Genomic DNA, 18457 nt, shown 5'->3' on the forward strand with positions numbered 1-18457 from the left:
TTATCCTCTTGATGAAGTAGCAGACTGTTTGGTTATTCCTTCTACTAACTCTCTCAATTCCTCTACAGTAAGCCATTCGCTATTGAGATCGCTTGTGTACTTAAATCCATCAGATAACTTCTTTCCATCAGTCATTATTTCATCTGACCACCAAGGGAACTCGGGCTGTATTACATAATAACTTTCGAATTCCAACGTTCTTCTAGCATCATCTTCTGTAATCATAGCTTCGTGGAGCTTTTCTCCTGGGCGAATCCCTACGTATTTAATGTTACATTCTGGAGCAATAGCTTCAGCTAAATCAACTACTCGCATACTTGGAATTTTAGGAACAAAAATTTCCCCGCCATGCATGCGCTCTAGATTGTCTACTACAAATTGCACTCCTTGATCTAGGGTAATCCAAAACCTTGTCATCCGCTCATCAGTAATAGGTACCTCTCCGGTTTCTCGCATTTTTTGAAAGAAAGGCACTACGCTGCCTCGACTTCCAACAACATTACCATAGCGTACAACTGCAAATTTTGTATCCTTATCCCCAACATATGAATTGGCAGCTACAAATAATTTATCAGAAGCTAATTTTGTGGCACCGTATAGGTTAACTGGACTTGCGGCCTTGTCCGTACTTAAAGCAATTACTCTTTGAACCCCTCTATCAATAGCAGCTTCAATAATATTTTGAGCACCGTGTATATTTGTTTTTACTGCTTCAAAAGGATTGTATTCACATGCTCCCACATGTTTCATTGCAGCAGCATGAATCACTATGTCTACACCTTCAAACGCACGATAAAGCCTTTCTTTATCACGAACGTCTCCAATAAAATATCTTATACGTGGATCATTAAATTCCTGAGCCATTTCATACTGTTTCAATTCATCCCTACTAAAGACAATAACTTTCTTAACATCACTTTTAAGCGCTTTGGAAACAAACTTTTTCCCAAATGATCCTGTTCCGCCAGTTATCAATACTACTTTATTTTGTAAGTTCACTTCAGATCATTCCTTTTATTTTTACTGAATTTATTAAGCTGTATTAACTTAAATTATTTTTTAAAAATTTCATGATATAAAAAATCTATATAAAGAGAGTAGATTAACCCTTAATAGTCAATTTTATTATTTTAGTATAAGCTAAGAAATATCTATAAAACGTAATTGCTATAAAACTTTAGTGTATATATTTACTGCTTAAATGAAAATTAACTTATTAAATCTTTTAGTACTTCCTTAGTTAAATTTCAAAAAATCCTTAAATTTAGAATTTTTAAATCCCCTAATAAACGCTCCACCTTCAGTGCAGTTCCAAAGCTCAATATTCACTTTAGACTCTGCATACCCCTCAAACCATCTTAAATAAGTAAATAGATTTCGAGAAGTTGAAACGGTACTTACTCCATCAAAACTTCTTACCTTTAGTAAATTAGGTGTCTCATGTACGATTCTAGTTCTATGAGCCCCTTCAACATGACTCTGATTATTTGTAAAGGCAAGGTCCTGACCAACTAAAGCTACTTGCTCGGCTCCCATAGTTATCATTACGTCTAATAAACAAGTAGCGACTGATCCACCTGTTTCTATCAAAGTTTGACCTCTAATAGCAGCTTCTTGCTCAGCATTTTTGTATCCTTTTTGCCATACTATATACCGAGGACCTTGATAGTTAAAGATTGCTTTGCTGTTCGCAGTACTTAAATAGAATAGAGGAATGTTTTCATTATTTAAATCTTCAAATTGCTCAATAATATTATCCAGAGGATCGGAAACCATAACAAAATCAGGATAAAGACCGTGTTTTAGCAAAGGCCTAAAAGCTGTACCTACTACTCCTATAGTGAAGCTCCCACTTTTCTGAGCTTTTTTTAAATTATCTAACTGCTTGTACAGTGATGGACCTGCTGAAACTAATATCATTCTCTTTTTAAAGGAAAAATTACATTCTTTGAAAAAGGGATCACCCAAAGCTACATTCTTCAAAAAATTTGCATCAAGCGTAACTGCATAATTTTCAATAGTATCTTGCGTTATTAAATATGATTGAATCTCTCTCATTATTTTCATGTATTTTTCTTCAACCATATTTAAAGAGGGCCGTAACAAGTATATATGATTATTAAGAAGACTTGAAAATTCCCTCACGTCTTCCTTACTTTCTAATAATTTATATTTAACTCTTGGATTTCTTATCACACCCTCAATCAAACCTGTACTTAAAATCCACTTGTAATATGAAACATTAAATTCATAAACAATAATTTGAGCACTATTATTAGTATTTAATAGTTCCTCTACGTGATAACCAGCACCCATGCCAATGACCAAAAGAGTATGTCCACTTTTCATCTTTTCAGTGACCCATTTTTGTGCCTCCTTAAGCGGATCATAACTACTGTGCAGAAAGAATGAAGAAGCTTCAGATTCTACTTTAACTGTAGGTGCGGTTTTAGTTTTAATAATAGAAAATCTCACCTTTACTCAGCCTTTTCTTTAAGCATTTCGATCCACTGCTGCACAATTGGAGTAATTTCATACTCAAATAAGTCGGATACTAATACATAATCGTTCGTCTCCATTGCTCCCCTAATCTCGTTTAAGAAGCCGTTTAGTTTTTCTATTTCAATATTCTCTATCTCCCCCACTCTTTCTAAGCTACTCATAGACTTAATAGACCAGGACAACCCTTCAATAATTTGAGGAAGTATTTCAAAGGCCTCACTTTCTTGGTTTTTTGCAAGAAAATCTACTAACAAATCAATAAAATAAGTAATTTTTGGTAAGTAATCCTTCAGAAAATCAACATTATCTTTTATTAAAGTTTCTAATTCCATTTAATCGCTTTCCCCTTTTATTTTGAAAGATATTTTTGATAGTAATAAATCTAACCACTCTTTAGCATATAAAGAACAAGTATAAAGACCTTCATATAGAGCTTTTGATTTTAAGTAGATTCTTTTCTCTATCTGATTTTGCGTCTCATTATCCTCTTCTAAGTAGCTATTATTAATTGCATAAATAATAGGTTGATATAAAAAATATAAAAATTCCGTTTCTAACGTTTCTTTTAACTCTCTGTCTATATGTTCCAACTTACTAATAATATCAGTGGTCCATCTTAATTCGTTCTCATGCATCTTTGCTATAACTTCTTTAGCTTTCATAGTAATCTCTATAAGTTTATCGTTTTTACTGTTTTCTGCTTCGAGAATTTTATAAAATTGCATCCACTCTTCTTTATTTCTTTCTTGCTTTAACGTTTTAAGTTTATTTAGTTCCTCAAAGGGAACGTTTAGCTCGCAGTATTTATCTATAAATCTCTCAAAAGGCATGTTTTCCATACCTCTAATCATAGCTCCGCCCTCTGTGCAGTTAAAAATTCGATTAATACGGTTTTCCGGTTTAATATAATTTAAATAGTGCACGAAGGATCTGTTCATACCATTTAGAGGAGAATCTGTTAATACCATATCTCCATAATAACCCTCTACTTCAAACATTCTTCTTTCTTTGATATATTTTTCATCTATAACTCTTTGATTTTTGTTTCCTTCGGCATGGGATTGGTTATTTGTATAAGCCAAATCCTGACCAATTAGTGCAATTGGACCAGATGTTAATTGAAAGGCAACATCTAGGGCACTATTAGCTACAGAGAATCCAGGAAACACGCTGCCAATATCTCTATTGACAATTCGATCCGTTAATTCGTTGACAAGATTTTCACCCAAAACGTTAAATACAATTTGAATTCCTTGGTGTTGATTAGGAATGGCATGGTGTACCTTCATGGAATATAATAACGGGATGGAGTTGATATTAATGCCCTCAAAGTGTTGAAAATTAACTTCTCCTCCGTCAATTGTTACAACTGCGTTTGGTTCAATACCATGTTTTAGTAAAGTGTTAATTGTTGTACCTGCACACAATATAAATGCTCGCTCCTGAAGTTCCTTTAAGAAATGAATTTGCTTATTTAAAGATGGGCCACCTGAAACAAGGACAATTGGACAACTTAGTGACTTATCTAACCTAGAAAATGGTATTGCATCAAAAGCATTGTATAGATTAGCTGTATAATTTTTCTGCCAATCATGAGAGAAGAATTCCATAGTGTTTTTATTTACTACTTGTAGCAATAAAGATCTTTTTATTACCTCCAGTATTTTGCTAGTATTTAGCGGATAAATATTTCCATAGTTAGGATTCACAATTACTTGTATTCTGTTCTTAAAACTTGAAGCGTAACTCTCCATCAATTCTGTAAATTCTTCTATATTTAACTGATCTATGACGCTTACTCGAGCATCTTCGTATAAAAAATTCATTTCTCTATGTTTTACTACTTGATCAAGAACTTCTTTGTTCAATTCAATGACGACCAAATGTTCATGGTCACACATTTTATTATAGAATTCTTCTATAATATATCCTGTACCTATACCAATAACAATATGACAGTAATGCTTTTTATAGTTACTCTCTGCTATGCGTTGAGCTTCTTTGATAGGATTATATTTACTAGAGGTATAAAATCCATTTAACTGCAGTACCATTTCCTTGTTACTATTAAGTTCTATATTGCATTGAGTTAAGATTTCTTCTTTTAATGCTTGTTGCTCGTCAAGCAGCATAGTGAGTCACTCCATATTTCAAGTAGAATTATAGTAAAAAGAAGACTCTAAAGTTAGAGCCTTCCGTATCAAAATTATTAAATGCGATTAACGAAGTAATTGTAATACGCCTTGTGGCTGTTGGTTAGCTTGAGCAAGCATAGCTTGAGCAGCTTGAGAAAGAATAGAATTTTTCGTTTGATTCATCATTTCCTTAGCCATATCAACATCTCTAATACGAGATTCAGCAGCAGTTAAATTCTCTGAACCAGTATTTAAGTTGTTAATAGTATGTTCTAAACGGTTTTGATAAGCACCTAGCTTAGAACGTTCTTTTGAAACAGTCTCAATTGCATCATTGATTTTTGTAATTGAGTTATTTGCATTAGTAGTAGTATCTACTTTAATATTAGCAGTTGTTAAACTTAAAGCAGTTGCTGTCATTGTTTTAATTTGCAAACTAATTGTTTGTCCTGAATTTGCACCCACTTGGAAATTATAAGTTCCAGTAGACTTGATTAATTTCTGTGTATTGAATTCTGTTTCATTTGCAATTCGAGAAATTTCTGTTTTTAACTGTGTAAGTTCTTCAGAAATAGCATCACGATCTTTAGTAACGTTTGTATCGTTTGAACCTTGTACTGCTAATTCACGCATACGTTGAAGGATAGAGTGTGTTTCGCTTAAAGCACCTTCAGCCGTTTGAATTAAAGAAATACCGTCTTGTGCATTTTTAGAAGCTTGGTCCAATCCACGGATTTGACCACGCATTTTTTCAGAAATAGAAAGACCTGCAGCATCGTCACCAGCACGGTTAATACGAAGACCTGAAGATAATTTCTCCATTGAACTTGATTGTGCACTAGTAGCACTGTTTAATTGGCGGTAAGTGTTAAGAGCCGCGATATTGTGATTAATTCTCATTATAAAAATCCTCCTTGAAAGGTTTGTTATCCACATCCTTGTGGATTTTGAATTGGAAACCAGCTTGCTCAAAAGTCGGCCGCCTTTGGATCAGCTGGTTGACACTATTAATATCGACCCGTTTCTACAAACCTTTAATAGAAGAAGCTATTCTTTTTTGAAATTTTTCAAGAAGTCAATGGAACCTTCTGCTGCCTGCTTATTTTCCTGCTGAATGAGGTCAAAGATTTCTTTTCGGTGAATTTCGATGTGCTTTGGTGCGTTGATTCCTATCTTTACTTGATCACCAACCGCAAGCACTGTGATTTCAATATCATCACCAATTTTGATTGATTCGTTAAGCTTTCTTGTAAGTACGAGCACCACCCTCTCCTCCTTTATTTCGCATTTGTTTTGAATAGCGGATGTTTTGTTTGATAGTTGGTATTCATTAAGATAATTTGTTTTCCCTGCTTGTTTCTTGTATTCAAAATAATCGGTGCTTGAAGATTTGCGGTCGTGTCCTCAAAATTATCTTTTACTGTTAAAATTGAATATACTTCTACTTCTTTTTCCTCTTTAATATCGAGTTGCACTAAATAGTTTTCATCGATCGTGAAATCATATTCTTTTACAAAATGAAACGGGTTGACCACAATAAACGCAAGCCCTGCGCTCTCCGTTGACTGCAGGGCATAAAACACCTCGTCTTCATTTAGCGAAAGGAGGACGAATGATTTTTCCTCTTCAAACCCTGGAATGCCCTGTGCGAATGTAATAACTTTATGTTGGTCAATTTCTATTTTTCCATGATACTTTGTTTCTATTGTCATTCTGTCACAACCTTATATTTTTTGTTCGTAGTTAATACCTTTATAATACAAATTTTCAAAGTCGACCTTTACATTTGGATACTGCTTCATACTAACCGTTGTTATACCAGGAGTGTAATGATGAATTGGTTTATTTATATTTACCTGAATATTTGGCTTATGTGTTTGCCACTGAATAGTTACATCACCAGGATCATAGCCAATTTCTACACTGCCAGCAGATGGAATAAAGCCAATATTAAACTCATAAAAAGGAGGCAGTCCGTTCGCTTCTGCAATATCAGGAATTGCGTTTCCACCGTCCTCTATCTGCATCAACTGATCCCCCTGACTTGATACCCGCGCAATCCCATCCAGCAAATCCTGCTTACCAAGATCAGCAGCCTCTTCAATTCGCCTTCTAATGCTTTTCAAATCAACATCCTCACGCGCTCTCGTCTGATCAATCGTCAGCTTTGAAGGCCGACGCTCAATGGTCATCTCTGCGGCAGGTTGCTCAATTGAAAGATCAGCCTGTGGCTGCTCGATCTCCTGCACCGGCTGATTAATCTGCAACCCAATCTGCCCCCGAGTCGAATCTAACCGAATCTGAGGAAAAATCATCACTACCACTCCCCTCTATATAATAAATAGTTGCTTCTATCTAAAATATCTCTCCATACAAGCTACAAACTTCATAAAGGGGTCTGCTCACCACCACCGCAAAAACAGACTCCCTGAACTCACCCAAAGGAAGAGGTTTACCGAGGCGGAAGTGGTCAACTCCGAAAGGGGGACCACTTCCGCTTAGGTCTAGAAGACACCCCCTCACTGCACTTTAGTGAGGGGGTGTCTTCTAGCATCGATATTACCTTAGGAAGTCCATTAGGGTTGGTTGGATAATTCGTGACCCTACCCCTAAAGCAGCACGGTGCACGCTCTCTTGCGTCTTCAAATCCGTAATCACACGCTCAATATCGGCATCCTCATTATCAGACACGATGCGCTGAGCGATCACTTCCTGCTCATCCACACGATCCTCCATCATCTCAATCCGATTTTGGCGCGCGCCGAGCTCGGCACGAGTATTCAACATACTATTAATATGTGTATCTAATGCACCTAAATACTTATTAATATCTGTGTTTGTTTTCGTGCTATCCTTTAGATCTGCACTTAGTTTTTCTAACGTACTAAAAAGACCTTTTTCAGGATTTGCCGCATCATACGTAAAAACCGCATCCGTTTTAATACTCACTGGCATGTAAATTCCCTTTGAAAGTTCAATCTGTACTTCCGTACCACTTGTAGAATTTGGCTTGTCGTCCGCTCCGATCGGTGCATCTAGGGTTTTTGTTCCGTTAAAAATATATTTATCCCCGACCTGGGTGTTTGCAATTGTAATTAAATGCTCTTTTAACTGATCGATTTCCGTAGCGATACTTCCTCGTTGAGACGTATCGTACGTATCATTACTCGCCTGCACAACAAGTTCACGAATACGTTGCATTGCTTGCGTCGCCTTGTCTAGCGCAGCATCAGAGTTTTCAATCCAATTGTATGCTTCCGAAAAGTTTGCTTTGTATTGTTCTGTTTGGGAAAGGTCTCTTCGATATGAAATACCTTTCATTGCGATAACAGGATCTTCAGACGGGCGGTTGATTTTCTTCCCAGTCGAAAGCTGATCCTGGTATTTTCCCATGCGCTCATAGCTTGTGCTTAAGTTACGAAGCATATTGGTAGAAAGCATTCCTTGTGTTATGCGCATTGTCTACACCTACCTTCCAACTAGTCCCATACCATTAATAATTTTATCTAACATTTCATCCACGACCGTAATGTTTCGTGCCGCCGCGTTATATGCATGCTGGAACTGAATCATATTCGTCATTTCTTCATCAAGTGATACAGCACTCACAGACTGACGTCGACCGTCAACCGATTGACGAAGCGTATCTGCATTCCCTAGCATACGGCTTGCTTGCTGTCCTTCTACACCTAGCTGACCGATCATTGCTTCATAAAAGGAAGAAACCGTTCCCGTCTTAATCGGTGTAGGACTTGTGCTCGTTAAGCTTATGCTCCGTACACCAGCTAATTTAATAGCGTTCAACCCGTTCCCAGCCGTATTTTTCTCTGTGGAAGCAGCAATTTGTGAGCCATCCGTTAGCGCCACATCAATTCCTTTTGCCGCACCATGATAATCAGCTCCTAGCCCTGAGAAGAAATCCTGTCCCTGTTGATCACTGTTCAACTGATATCCTTGTTTATGAACATCATTAAACATCGTCGCAAACGTATACGCTAGTTGATCTAATTTATCAAGCATTTCAGGGTAAATTCCTTTTGTTTCACCGTAATTACCTGTAGCTGCATCTTTTTCTTTATAACCAAAGCTCTCAATTAAACCACGTAGCTTTCCTGAACCTAAGTCATCTTTAAAAGAAATGGTAGAAGTTGCGCCTGTGGAATCGGTAATCACCATATCTGTTACCCCGTCTTCAGGCGGAACGTCTAAAACGCTACCACCAGTTGAGCTAGACCCTCCTGTAAAGGAAACCGTACTTGGCTGATCACCTTTTACTAAATAGATTGGATTTCCGCTTCCATCCTTTAGTTCCTGACCATCTGCACCAACTAGCTTAATATTAGCGATTCCCTCAGCAATCTTTAGTGCATTACTTGTCCCTGTCGTTGATGGCGTCATCTCAACCTTTACGTTTACAAGCTCTGTTAGCTGATCTACTAAACGATCGCGTTCATCATACAGGTCATTTGGCAAATAGCCATGCGGTTCAATTTCACTAATTTGCTTATTAATGGACGCAATTTGCTGTGCAAGTGAATTGACCTCTTTAACCGTTACGCTTGTTTGATTTGAAAGATCTTTTTGTAAGGCAGTAAGAGAGTCATTCAAATAATGAAACGTTTCGGTCACGGCTTTTCCGTTTGATAAAACGACCGAACGAGCCCCGGAGTTTTCTGGATTTGTGCTTAGCGTTTGCAGTCCTTTCCAGAAATCATCCATCGTTTTCGCTAATCCGCTATCTGAAGGCTCCTTTAAAATATCCTCCATTTTCGTTAAGGCATCAGAACGAGCGCTCCAATACCCCACCTTATTCTGTTCATCACGATACTGAAGGTCTAAGAAGTTTTCGCGGACGCGCTGGATGCTGCCTGCTTTTACGCCGGTACCCATCTGGCCTGGAATTTCGGGGCGGTTCATGGATGGGGCTGGGTATGGTTCTGTTTGTTCGAAGTTGACGCGCTGGCGGCTATATCCTGGGGTGTTTGCATTGGCGATGTTTTGTCCTGTTGTGTAAAGAGCGGCTTGCTGTGTGCTCATGCCCCGCTTCGCTACTTCCAGACCATGAAAGGTTGAAGTCATGATGATTCCTCCATTTCTCGTTAGGCTTTTGAATTAAACATGGATCGATTGTACGTCGCATTTTGCTGCACGCTTTTCTTGCTGTAGTTCAGGCTCGGCTGCTGTGGCTGCACAAGATCCAGTGAAACGTTAATAAATTGCAGCGATTGATAAACCATCTGCTGATTGAGATGATTTCGGTGCTTCAAATCCGTCATGACCGTTAAAAGCTGCGTTTGCAGAGATTGCAGCTTACTTTTTTCAGGCTCATCTGCACGATTGATCACATCAGACAAAACAGGCGCATCGTTACTGCTGTTTGCCAGAGCTTGTCGTACCATCTGCTGTCTTGTTTGCTCTAACTGATTAATTGCAGCAATATGTGCCTGTTCCTGTGTCATGATGTCGTTTAACGACTGAATATCATTCTTTTTAATGATCTCTGTTTTCCGTTCTGCAAGCGACAAAAGGCTTTTATGACAGAGAAGCTCTTTTTCTAAAATGGTGCTTAGCATTTGAACCATACGTTGTCAGCTCACTTTTACTTTTTATAAAAATCAACTAATCCTTTTGCGATTTTCTTCGCATCAATTTGATACGTGCCGTTTTGGATTTGTTGCTTTAATTCATCAATTTTTTTCTGGCGCTCCGTAACGACTTGATTTGTTTGCTGCAGCTCTTTTGCCTGAGTTGAAATTTGCACTTCATCTCGCTTACCTGCTGCTTTCTCAATTTGTGCTAATTTGTCAATTTGCTTTTTATATGGATTAATACCTGATGTTCCTAATGGATTAATCTTCATTCCTTTCACCTCGTTTTTCCGTTTCGATTTACTTGTCTATAATATCGGTTATCTTCACATAAAGTTAACAAATCGAGCCAAAGATAAGCCGTTGCACCTATTAATAGTGTATTATACGTCGACCGCTTATTTCCTTTATCCTGCTTATATTTTCTTCTTTCTATCTAAGGATACAGGTCTAGCGATCTAGAAATGCTAATACCCTATTTTATTCCAAGTAAATCGTTTTATCTCCCTCCTCTACTTTCTCGTATTTTATGACTCGTTAAAATTTTTCGTATGATAAGCGCCTCGATTGGAGCGTCGTGATTCTTCTTTTTTTTCTTGATCCTCTAGAGATGTTAAATCGCGTTGTAGACTATTCCGGCAGCGGTCACAGATTTTCCCTTGTGAAATTAATGCGCCACACTGATCACACGGGTAGCCAAGATTCGGAAACTTCGTGATTTGCAGTCTTCCTTGTTTCACAAAACGAAAAATCATTTCCTCTGTTACTCCTGTCGCATCCGTGATTTGGCGTGAGGTCGCCATCCGGTTTTCGCGCTTGCGCATAAAGCTATACACAAGATCAAACTGACGGTCCTCTTCCTTGCGACACGAATCACACATACTGCGAAAGGCAGTCTTCATAAATAACTGGTTACATGATGGGCAGTTCGCAACTTCACTCATAAATCGTTCTCCCTTTCTCCTCGTCTCCTTTTTATATCGTTCCTTTGGCCTTGTTCCTTTAGCATTTTATAAAAAGATTTTCTAACCGCGAGCAAGCGTATAAGATGCTACTTCTGTTGCCCCAGCCTCAAGTAAGCTCCGCGCCGCAAGCCTTACCGTCGTCCCCGTCGTATAAATGTCATCAATCAATACAATGGACATTCCTTGTACCGCTCCAGGAGTGAGCACCGAGAAAATTTGCTCACTTTGCAGGCGTTGATTTCTAGACCGCTTCGACTGCTTTTCACTATGAAGACGGGTTAACACGTTTTTCGTCTTGATTCCTAACATCTCTCCTAACGCCTCTGCCTGATTAAAGCCTCGTTCGTATAATCGTTTTGCGCTTAATGGGATGGGAACGACAAGATGAGAAGGTAAAAATGATTGCTGATACACGTTTATCCATTTTACGCGAAACGCCTCCCGAAGCTTATAATCACCGCGAAATTTGAAGGTTGCGATAACGTCCTTCATCCATTCATTGTACGTATAAAGAGACACGTTTTTCGTCAGAGCATCTCCCCCTTCCTCCCAGCGCTTGCAGTCTAGACACTGACCGTTTTCTTGGTACACGGCTTCTAAAAGAAAAAGTGATCGTCCGCATCTACACGTATCACCACTAATAAGCTCAAATTTCTCCGTGCAGTCCGCACATATCTGTTCATTTTCTGCTTGCTGAATGAGAAAGCGCCACGTTGGCACATTGCGCATGACGTCGTGACAGATAAGGCAGCTAGTCATCAATTAGTCCACGTCCTTTCGCAAGCTTATTCATCGCTCCGATATGGTGAACGGCTCGCTTCATTTCCATCGTTTTTCCGTAATGAAAAAATGTAATCGTACCTGTTGGAAACGAGGCGCTTCGTCCCACACGTCCGGCAATTTGTATGAGTGCGCTTTCGGTAAAAATAGCGTCCTCAGCTCCTAATACGGCAACGTCGATGTTTGGAACGGTGACTCCCCGCTCGAGGATCGTCGTCGTTACAAGAATAAGAATGTCGCCTTTTCGAAAACGAGCCACCTTCTCTTTACGATTTGGGTCCTCGGAATGAACGCCTTCAACAGACGAGCAGAAGGTTTTAATACACGCAACAACGGTCTCCATAAGGTCAATTTGGGGAAGAAAAAGAAACACCTGTTTTTGTTCATCTATTCGCTGTTGCAGCCATTTTACAAGCACCGGGACAAGCCTCTTTTTCTTCAGTGCTTTTCGCCAGTTGCCGCACCACTGAAAGGTGGGAACCGGGATGGCGTGACGGTGATAGCGCGACGGGATCATAACCGCATTCCGTTTGCCTCGTTCTACTTCCTTTTGCCAAAGAAGACTCGGAGTGGCTGTTAAATACACAAGCGCTGAATCGTCCTTTCTCGCCTGCTTTACCGCATAATGAAGCATGGGTTCTGTTGTATAAGGAAAGGCATCGACTTCATCTAAAATAATCAGATCAAAGCTTTTATAGTATCGAAGTAATTGGTGAGTGGTGGATAACACAAGGGGAGCGGTTTTTGAGCGATCTGGACTACCTCCGTAGAGGGCAATGACATTGGTTTGTGAAAAGGCAGCCTGTAAGCGAGGCTTTAGTTCAATGATGACATCTGTTCGTGGACTTGCGAGGCATACGCGCAAGTTTTGCTTTAAAGCCGCTTCAATTCCTGGAAACAGCACCTCCGTTTTCCCTGCCCCGCACACCGCCCAAACGAGCAGCTCCTCGCGCTTGTTTATGCTTTTTATAACTCGCTGTGAGGCGTCCTGCTGTGGTGGAGATAATGTGCCGGACCACGTCATTACAGGAGGTGTCTGTGCTGCTGGTAATGGTCCTGACCAGCTAACAAGCGGCGTGCATTCACTTACTCTTCCCATCATTAGGCATAGCCTGCAATAACGGCAATCTTCTTTGCACCTCGCACACGGAAACTGCCCAAAGGAGCTACTATTCCCACAGCGCTCACACCTACCATTTGCAATCCCCTTACGATAGAATATGCATCCGTTTTGGTAGTGTTCATGTAGTTGATTCGTAGAAAAGGATAGTTCTTCAAGTAAAAGCTGCTTGCCAACAAGAATGTGTTGAAGCTCAGGTGAGTATGAAAAATGAGGATTATAAGCTGGGGTGTTCCAATGGGGAATTTGTGAAATGGGTCGAAGCGTAGACTGCTGTTCAGCGAGTGGTTCGGGTATAAGCTCATCGTTTACAAGTGCGAATCGCATAAAGCATCACTCCTTTTAATTGTCGTTCGCTTCTATTATACGACAAGTTGGGGCAGTAGCAGTAATTTACCGCTGTCACCGCCGAGATTACCGATTCGATCGATTAATTCGCTTATTTAACCGATAGACTCTCAATTCAATCGATTAATTCACGCATTCGACCAATAGACTCCCAAATTTAATCGATCCATTCATTTCCCCCCCACCCTTTTTATCTACCAACTAAAAAACCACCCCGCACGATGCAAGGTGGTTTCATCATTTATTTTTCATACCAGCCGATTCCGATTGCACCTTCGCCTAGGTGTGTACCGATTACAGCTCCGAAATAGGAGGTGCTGAATTCGACAGTTGGGAATTGCTGCTGTAGCTCTTGTAGAATTTCCTCTGCTTCGTGCGGACGATTGGCGTGAATAATGACGGCACGGATCGGACCTTTTGCTTTCACGTCTTCACCAAGCAGATCGTAAATGCGCTTTAGCGCTTTTTTACGCGTGCGGATTTTTTCAAATGGAACGATTTTTTTATCGACGAAGTGAAGAAGTGGTTTGATTTGTAGAAGGCTTCCCATAATAGCCTGCGTGGCTGACAAACGACCGCCGCGCTGTAAGTGTCCGAGGTCATCGACCATAAAGTAGGCACGAACAGATGGCATCATTTCATCAAGACGAGCCATAATGTCATTCACATCACGCTCTTCCTGTGCCATTTTCGCTCCTTCAATTGCGTAAAAACCTTGTACCATACAGCTAATCTCAGAATCAAAGGCACGTACGTCAATACCTTCTACCATATTGCCTGCTGCGACAACGTTTTGATATGTACCGCTGATGCCGCTTGAAAGTGTAATCACAATCGCAGCGTCATAGTCTTTTGATAGCTCTTCGAACAACTCAACGAATTGACCAATCGGTGGCTGTGATGTGGTAGGAAGAGCTTTATGTTCGCGAACTAATTCAAAGAATTCCTCTGCTTCTAAATCTATGTCTTCACGATAGGTTTCGCCATTGATGATGACGCTCAATGGGATCATGCGGATATTCCATTTTTCACGTTCTTCTTTCGAAATATAGGCTGTACTATCTGTAATAATGGCTGTTTTCATAGGTTTATTCCATCCTTTTATTTTTGTAAAAAGATCTTTATTTCAGTCAGGCTCACATTCTCATGCTCGCCTTGTCCTTGTAATCACTTTTCCTATTGTACAATATTTCCCTAGCCTTTGCATTATTCCTCCTTAAGCGAAGCGACTCCACAAAAAAAGAAAGTGAGCGGCCGCCACTTTCTCACGTATAAATATTTACAAGTAGCCCCTGTACCTCACCAATCTTTTGCAGGATGGCTAAATGATCTTTTTCCTTATTCAGAACCTCATTGGTCAATTCTGTTAGCTTTTGATCAACGGCTCGAACGGTTTTATAAGTAGAAAAAGCGCCCTGATGATTAAAATCTCGTTGTTGATTCAATTCAAGACCATTATTGACCGCTTCGTCCATAAACTCCTTCACGAGCTTCTTATATTTACGCAGTGCGTCGACCGTATGATTTTTGGCAAGCACCTCGCCTTGTACGTTCAGGTCTTCCATCATTCGCTGCAGGCGCTCGTACGTCACTTCCTGTTTTTTCTTTCCTAACACCTCTGTAAAACCAACGGAATCCGTTAGCTCCTTCCCTTGAAGCTTTGAGGCTTGAAGAGAAGGTCGATTTACGCGCTGAACTTCCATATCATCACTCACTCCGTTTTCTCGTCACTGTTTTCCACTTGGTGAATAAACGCAAACAGCTCGGCAATTACCGCATAAAGTTGGGGCGGGACACGCTCTCCTAGATCGACTTGCAGTAACTCTTTCATCAAGAGCGGATCACGCTGAATGGCCACTTTGTGTTCCTCTGCAAATCGGAGCACCTGCTTAGACGCGGCTTCTGCTGCTAGTGAATCATCCACCGATTTGTTTTGCGACTGTCCATTTTTTGAATAATTCATATAAGATAATCAAACCCTTCCTTCGTTTCACGAACAGAAGTCGATTGTTCTTTCTTTACATCCTCATCTACTGATTGAAACGCTTGCTGCTGAACGCTTGTAATACGAAGTCCCAAGTACCCCAGTCCCTTTTTCATTTGCTCGGCTAACCCAGTGGCTTTTTCGAGTAGATCTGGTTGATCATGCTTTAAGGTAAGCGTAGCATCTCTGTCTTGAATCGTTAACAAAATGCCCATTCGACCAAGCTTCGCTGTTTCGAACTCTACATACATACTACAATTTTGCCAGTCAATTGTCCCTTCATTTTTTTGCGATTGAATAAAAATTTTCATATCCTGTGCTTCTGCTTGCAGTAAAACCGGTAGTTGAAAAAACAAGCTCTGCATGTTTCCACCCTGATCCTGCTTACTTAAAAGCTGCTGACCGGTAATATGCTGAACCGCCTGTTCAGCTTGTGTGACTGCTTTTACACTAGCCTCAGAAGTACTTGAAAGCAATGCCTGCTTTACGCTCTGCTGTACTGCACTTCCTTGCTTTAAAACCGCACGTTGCCAAAGCTCACGTTCGTCTTGAAGACCCGTTTTCCGAAGAGTTTCGTACACTTGTCGCGGAGTCGCGGAATCTTGAGTAAGAACAGGTCTATGACTCTCATTTTTTGTTAGCAGTCGATCTTGCACAAGGTGCACCATTTTGACTTGAGAAGGCTTGTAGTCAGCTGATGTGATGAGCTGTTTTACTTGTTGGACGATCTTGCTCGCCTCAGCTGTGTTCCCAAGCGAAATTTGCTTTTTCGCCTGTTGCAAAAGCGTGCTCGTTTCTAACACATTCTTTTCTGTCTTCATATCCGCATACAGCATAAAGTCACTCTTCATAAGCGTCTGATCAAGCTTTTTAATCGTCGTATCGAGCCATTTTTTCGCCTGCTCTGGCGATGCGGCTGGAAGCTTCTGTTCGATATGCTGAAGACTTGCCTCAACGGAGCGCTTCATACTCGAAAACTGCTTCGTTGCCTCTTGAAGCTCCTTTGAGATAAACGTTACAATGACATTCTTTGTTTCGGCTGAAAGTGGTGGAATTGAATTTAAGATAGAATTCTGTGCAACACTCATCGTTTCTAAATCAGAGGTGGGCCTCACGCCGTCGGTTAAAGAGTCAGATTCAATGATCCTCTCTGATTGTGAATTTGCAGGAATCGTATGATTTAGATCACCGGGTTGAGCAGAAACAGCGTTTGTCGAGAGAGATTTTTCCTCACTGTTCTTGAATGTTACTTCGTCGCTTTTCAAAAGAGTAGGAGCTAACTGTTCTACAGCTTTCATTTGAATAGCGTTCTCTCTTTTATTACTATGCGAGAGGGGTGGTTCTGGTTGTACCTTGCGCGGTGTTTCTAACTTGGTGCTGTTCGTAGACGGGTGCGCTGACTTTATATCAATAGACTCATCCCTATTTCTTGCTTTTGATGATTCTTCTTTTTTAGGAGTACTAGAGTTCACTTCAAGATTCTGTTTTTCATTTCCTTTTAATGCTTCATTTATCGCCTTTTCGATTAGGTTTTCAATCTCAGGGAACATCATAGAATCAGTGCCGATCTTTGGTGTCTCTTTTCCGAAAAGCGCAGCCATAATCGGCTGGAAAAATCGATTTTCAAGCGGGTATTTTTTATCAAGCATCATACCCAGTGCTTCTATTTTTTCTTTTGGCGTTCCGTTCGTTTGAGATAGTAATGCTGCTACCTTCCGAAGAGTTGTTTCATTAATCGGATAGCCAGCCTTTTTTAACGTAGAAAGGAGCTGCTGAATGTCCTTTGAACTACCTCCTTCAAGTACGTTCTGAAGCAGGTTTGGGGGAAAAGACTTTTCAGCGGGTGCTTCTACGATCGTTCCCTTCCACTGCCCTTCTGCCGGGATATCCGTTATCTTTAAATAAACGTTTGTTTGATTTTTAAGATCTCCATCGATGGTTATTTTCACAGCCTGTCCGTTTAGCGAGACGATGGCTTCATTGTCACTGAGCACTTTCTGGATGTTTACTTTTACGGTGTCTCCTACTTGAATGAGAGGGTCCCCTTTTCCAGATGGAAGCCCATAATTACCAAAGTTCGGTTGAATTTGCACTGCTACCACACTCCAGGTTCGTTCGAATTCGTCCTTTTTACTATCGGATGGTTTTGAGAAAATTATATGAGAGAAGGAGAAATTCGTGCATAAGTAGGTAGGTAAAAAGTGCGGATTTTTAGGAGCGGCAGTTTTTCATGCTTATTCCATTTCCAATCGGGTAATAAATAAACATAGAAAAAAAGCCAGACTCAACAGAGCCCGGCTTTTCCTATTTTTATCGAACTTCTACCCAACCGTTTTTAATCGCAACTACTACAGCCTGCGTACGATCGTTTACGTTCATTTTTTGAAGAATGTTACTTACATGGTTCTTAACCGTTTTTTCACTAATGTATAATGATTCTCCGATACCACGGTTACTTTTACCGTCTGCTAGTAATTGAAGAACTTCACACTCACGACGAGTTAGTAGATGTAGTGGGCGACGAATTTCAACTTCTTCGAACCCAACTGCTGAAGACTGACCTTGTTGTGCTAAGCGACGATATTCTTTTACAAGACTATGCGTTACTTTCGGATGTAAATAAGAACCACCCTCTGCGACAACTTTAACTGCTTCAATCAGCGCATCTGCATCCATTTCTTTTAATAGGTAACCACGTGCTCCCGTTTGAAGAGCGTGCGTCACGTATGTTTCGTCATCGTGGATCGATAAGATAATAACCTTTGTTTCAGGATTATCTTCTACTAATTGCTTCGTTGCTTCTACACCGTTCACAGATGGCATATTAATATCCATAATGACTACATCAGGGTTATGCTCTGCTACTAATTGAAGAGCTTCTGAACCGTCGTCACCTTCTGCTACGACTTCAAAATCTTGTTCAAAATCTAGAATTCGTTTTACACCTTCACGGAATAATTGATGATCATCAATTATAACAATATTCGTTTTCATGCGTTACTCCTCCCCAACACAACCTACACCTCATGTATTTA

The 18457-nt window shown here is 40.1% G+C and carries 20 protein-coding genes; all 20 read right to left on the reverse strand.

The window, feature by feature from the left end:
• Window positions 1-999: a UDP-N-acetylglucosamine 4,6-dehydratase (inverting) gene (gene pseB / locus IE339_RS22240; protein WP_242171809.1), complete on the reverse strand. Its 999-nt coding sequence runs from the start codon at window positions 997-999 to the stop codon at window positions 1-3.
• Window positions 1000-1236: 237 nt separating this feature from the next.
• Window positions 1237-2475, reverse strand: a complete 1239-nt coding sequence (locus IE339_RS22245; RefSeq protein WP_242171810.1) for a motility associated factor glycosyltransferase family protein — start codon at window positions 2473-2475, stop codon at window positions 1237-1239.
• Window positions 2476-2477: 2 nt separating this feature from the next.
• Complete coding sequence (locus IE339_RS22250; RefSeq protein ID WP_242171812.1) at window positions 2478-2834, reverse strand: DUF8042 domain-containing protein; 357 nt, start codon at window positions 2832-2834, stop codon at window positions 2478-2480.
• Entirely contained in the window at window positions 2835-4634 is a 1800-nt protein-coding gene (locus IE339_RS22255; RefSeq protein ID WP_242171815.1) for a motility associated factor glycosyltransferase family protein, read from the reverse strand.
• An 87-nt stretch (window positions 4635-4721) separates the two neighbouring features.
• The gene (gene hag / locus IE339_RS22260; RefSeq protein WP_242171818.1) at window positions 4722-5537 is read right to left on the reverse strand and encodes a flagellin Hag; all 816 of its coding nucleotides are present in this window, start codon (window positions 5535-5537) and stop codon (window positions 4722-4724) included.
• A 147-nt stretch (window positions 5538-5684) separates the two neighbouring features.
• Entirely contained in the window at window positions 5685-5900 is a 216-nt protein-coding gene (gene csrA / locus IE339_RS22265; RefSeq protein ID WP_242171823.1) for a carbon storage regulator CsrA, read from the reverse strand.
• Window positions 5901-5914: 14 nt separating this feature from the next.
• Window positions 5915-6349, reverse strand: a complete 435-nt coding sequence (gene fliW / locus IE339_RS22270) for a flagellar assembly protein FliW (RefSeq protein ID WP_242171828.1) — start codon at window positions 6347-6349, stop codon at window positions 5915-5917.
• 12 nt (window positions 6350-6361) lie between these two features.
• The gene (locus IE339_RS22275; protein ID WP_242171831.1) at window positions 6362-6952 is read right to left on the reverse strand and encodes a DUF6470 family protein; all 591 of its coding nucleotides are present in this window, start codon (window positions 6950-6952) and stop codon (window positions 6362-6364) included.
• A 244-nt stretch (window positions 6953-7196) separates the two neighbouring features.
• Window positions 7197-8096, reverse strand: a complete 900-nt coding sequence (gene flgL, locus IE339_RS22280) for a flagellar hook-associated protein FlgL (RefSeq protein WP_242171834.1) — start codon at window positions 8094-8096, stop codon at window positions 7197-7199.
• A 9-nt stretch (window positions 8097-8105) separates the two neighbouring features.
• The gene (flgK, locus tag IE339_RS22285) at window positions 8106-9716 is read right to left on the reverse strand and encodes a flagellar hook-associated protein FlgK (protein WP_242171837.1); all 1611 of its coding nucleotides are present in this window, start codon (window positions 9714-9716) and stop codon (window positions 8106-8108) included.
• 20 nt (window positions 9717-9736) lie between these two features.
• Window positions 9737-10219: a flagellar protein FlgN gene (locus tag IE339_RS22290; protein WP_242171840.1), complete on the reverse strand. Its 483-nt coding sequence runs from the start codon at window positions 10217-10219 to the stop codon at window positions 9737-9739.
• 17 nt (window positions 10220-10236) lie between these two features.
• A complete protein-coding gene (flgM, locus tag IE339_RS22295) occupies window positions 10237-10497 on the reverse strand; it encodes a flagellar biosynthesis anti-sigma factor FlgM (RefSeq protein WP_242171844.1) in 261 nt (86 codons plus the stop codon).
• 255 nt (window positions 10498-10752) lie between these two features.
• A complete protein-coding gene (locus IE339_RS22300; RefSeq protein WP_242171846.1) occupies window positions 10753-11169 on the reverse strand; it encodes a TIGR03826 family flagellar region protein in 417 nt (138 codons plus the stop codon).
• Window positions 11170-11250: 81 nt separating this feature from the next.
• Window positions 11251-11949, reverse strand: coding sequence for a ComF family protein (locus IE339_RS22305; RefSeq protein ID WP_242176282.1), 699 nt, complete (start codon window positions 11947-11949; stop codon window positions 11251-11253).
• Window positions 11942-13417: an ATP-dependent helicase ComFA gene (locus tag IE339_RS22310; protein WP_277933929.1), complete on the reverse strand. Its 1476-nt coding sequence runs from the start codon at window positions 13415-13417 to the stop codon at window positions 11942-11944. Before IE339_RS22310 ends, IE339_RS22305 begins: the two co-directional genes overlap by 8 nt.
• A gap of 262 nt (window positions 13418-13679) precedes the next feature.
• On the reverse strand, window positions 13680-14522 hold the full coding sequence (locus tag IE339_RS22315; RefSeq protein WP_242171849.1) for a DegV family protein: 843 nt from the start codon (window positions 14520-14522) through the stop codon (window positions 13680-13682).
• A 181-nt stretch (window positions 14523-14703) separates the two neighbouring features.
• A complete protein-coding gene (locus tag IE339_RS22320; RefSeq protein WP_315907082.1) occupies window positions 14704-15153 on the reverse strand; it encodes a YaaR family protein in 450 nt (149 codons plus the stop codon).
• Window positions 15150-15401, reverse strand: a complete 252-nt coding sequence (locus tag IE339_RS22325; protein ID WP_053403637.1) for an EscU/YscU/HrcU family type III secretion system export apparatus switch protein — start codon at window positions 15399-15401, stop codon at window positions 15150-15152. The genes IE339_RS22320 and IE339_RS22325 overlap by 4 nt, the downstream gene beginning before the upstream one ends.
• Entirely contained in the window at window positions 15398-17515 is a 2118-nt protein-coding gene (locus IE339_RS22330) for a hypothetical protein (protein WP_242171850.1), read from the reverse strand. The genes IE339_RS22325 and IE339_RS22330 overlap by 4 nt, the downstream gene beginning before the upstream one ends.
• Window positions 17516-17732: 217 nt before the next feature.
• Window positions 17733-18416 (reverse strand): response regulator, encoded by a 684-nt coding sequence (locus tag IE339_RS22335; protein ID WP_053403639.1) that lies wholly within the window; start codon window positions 18414-18416, stop codon window positions 17733-17735.
• Window positions 18417-18457 lie beyond the last annotated feature (41 nt).

This window comes from Priestia koreensis (assembly GCF_022646885.1).
Lineage (GTDB): Bacteria > Bacillota > Bacilli > Bacillales > Bacillaceae_H > Bacillus_AG > Bacillus_AG koreensis_A.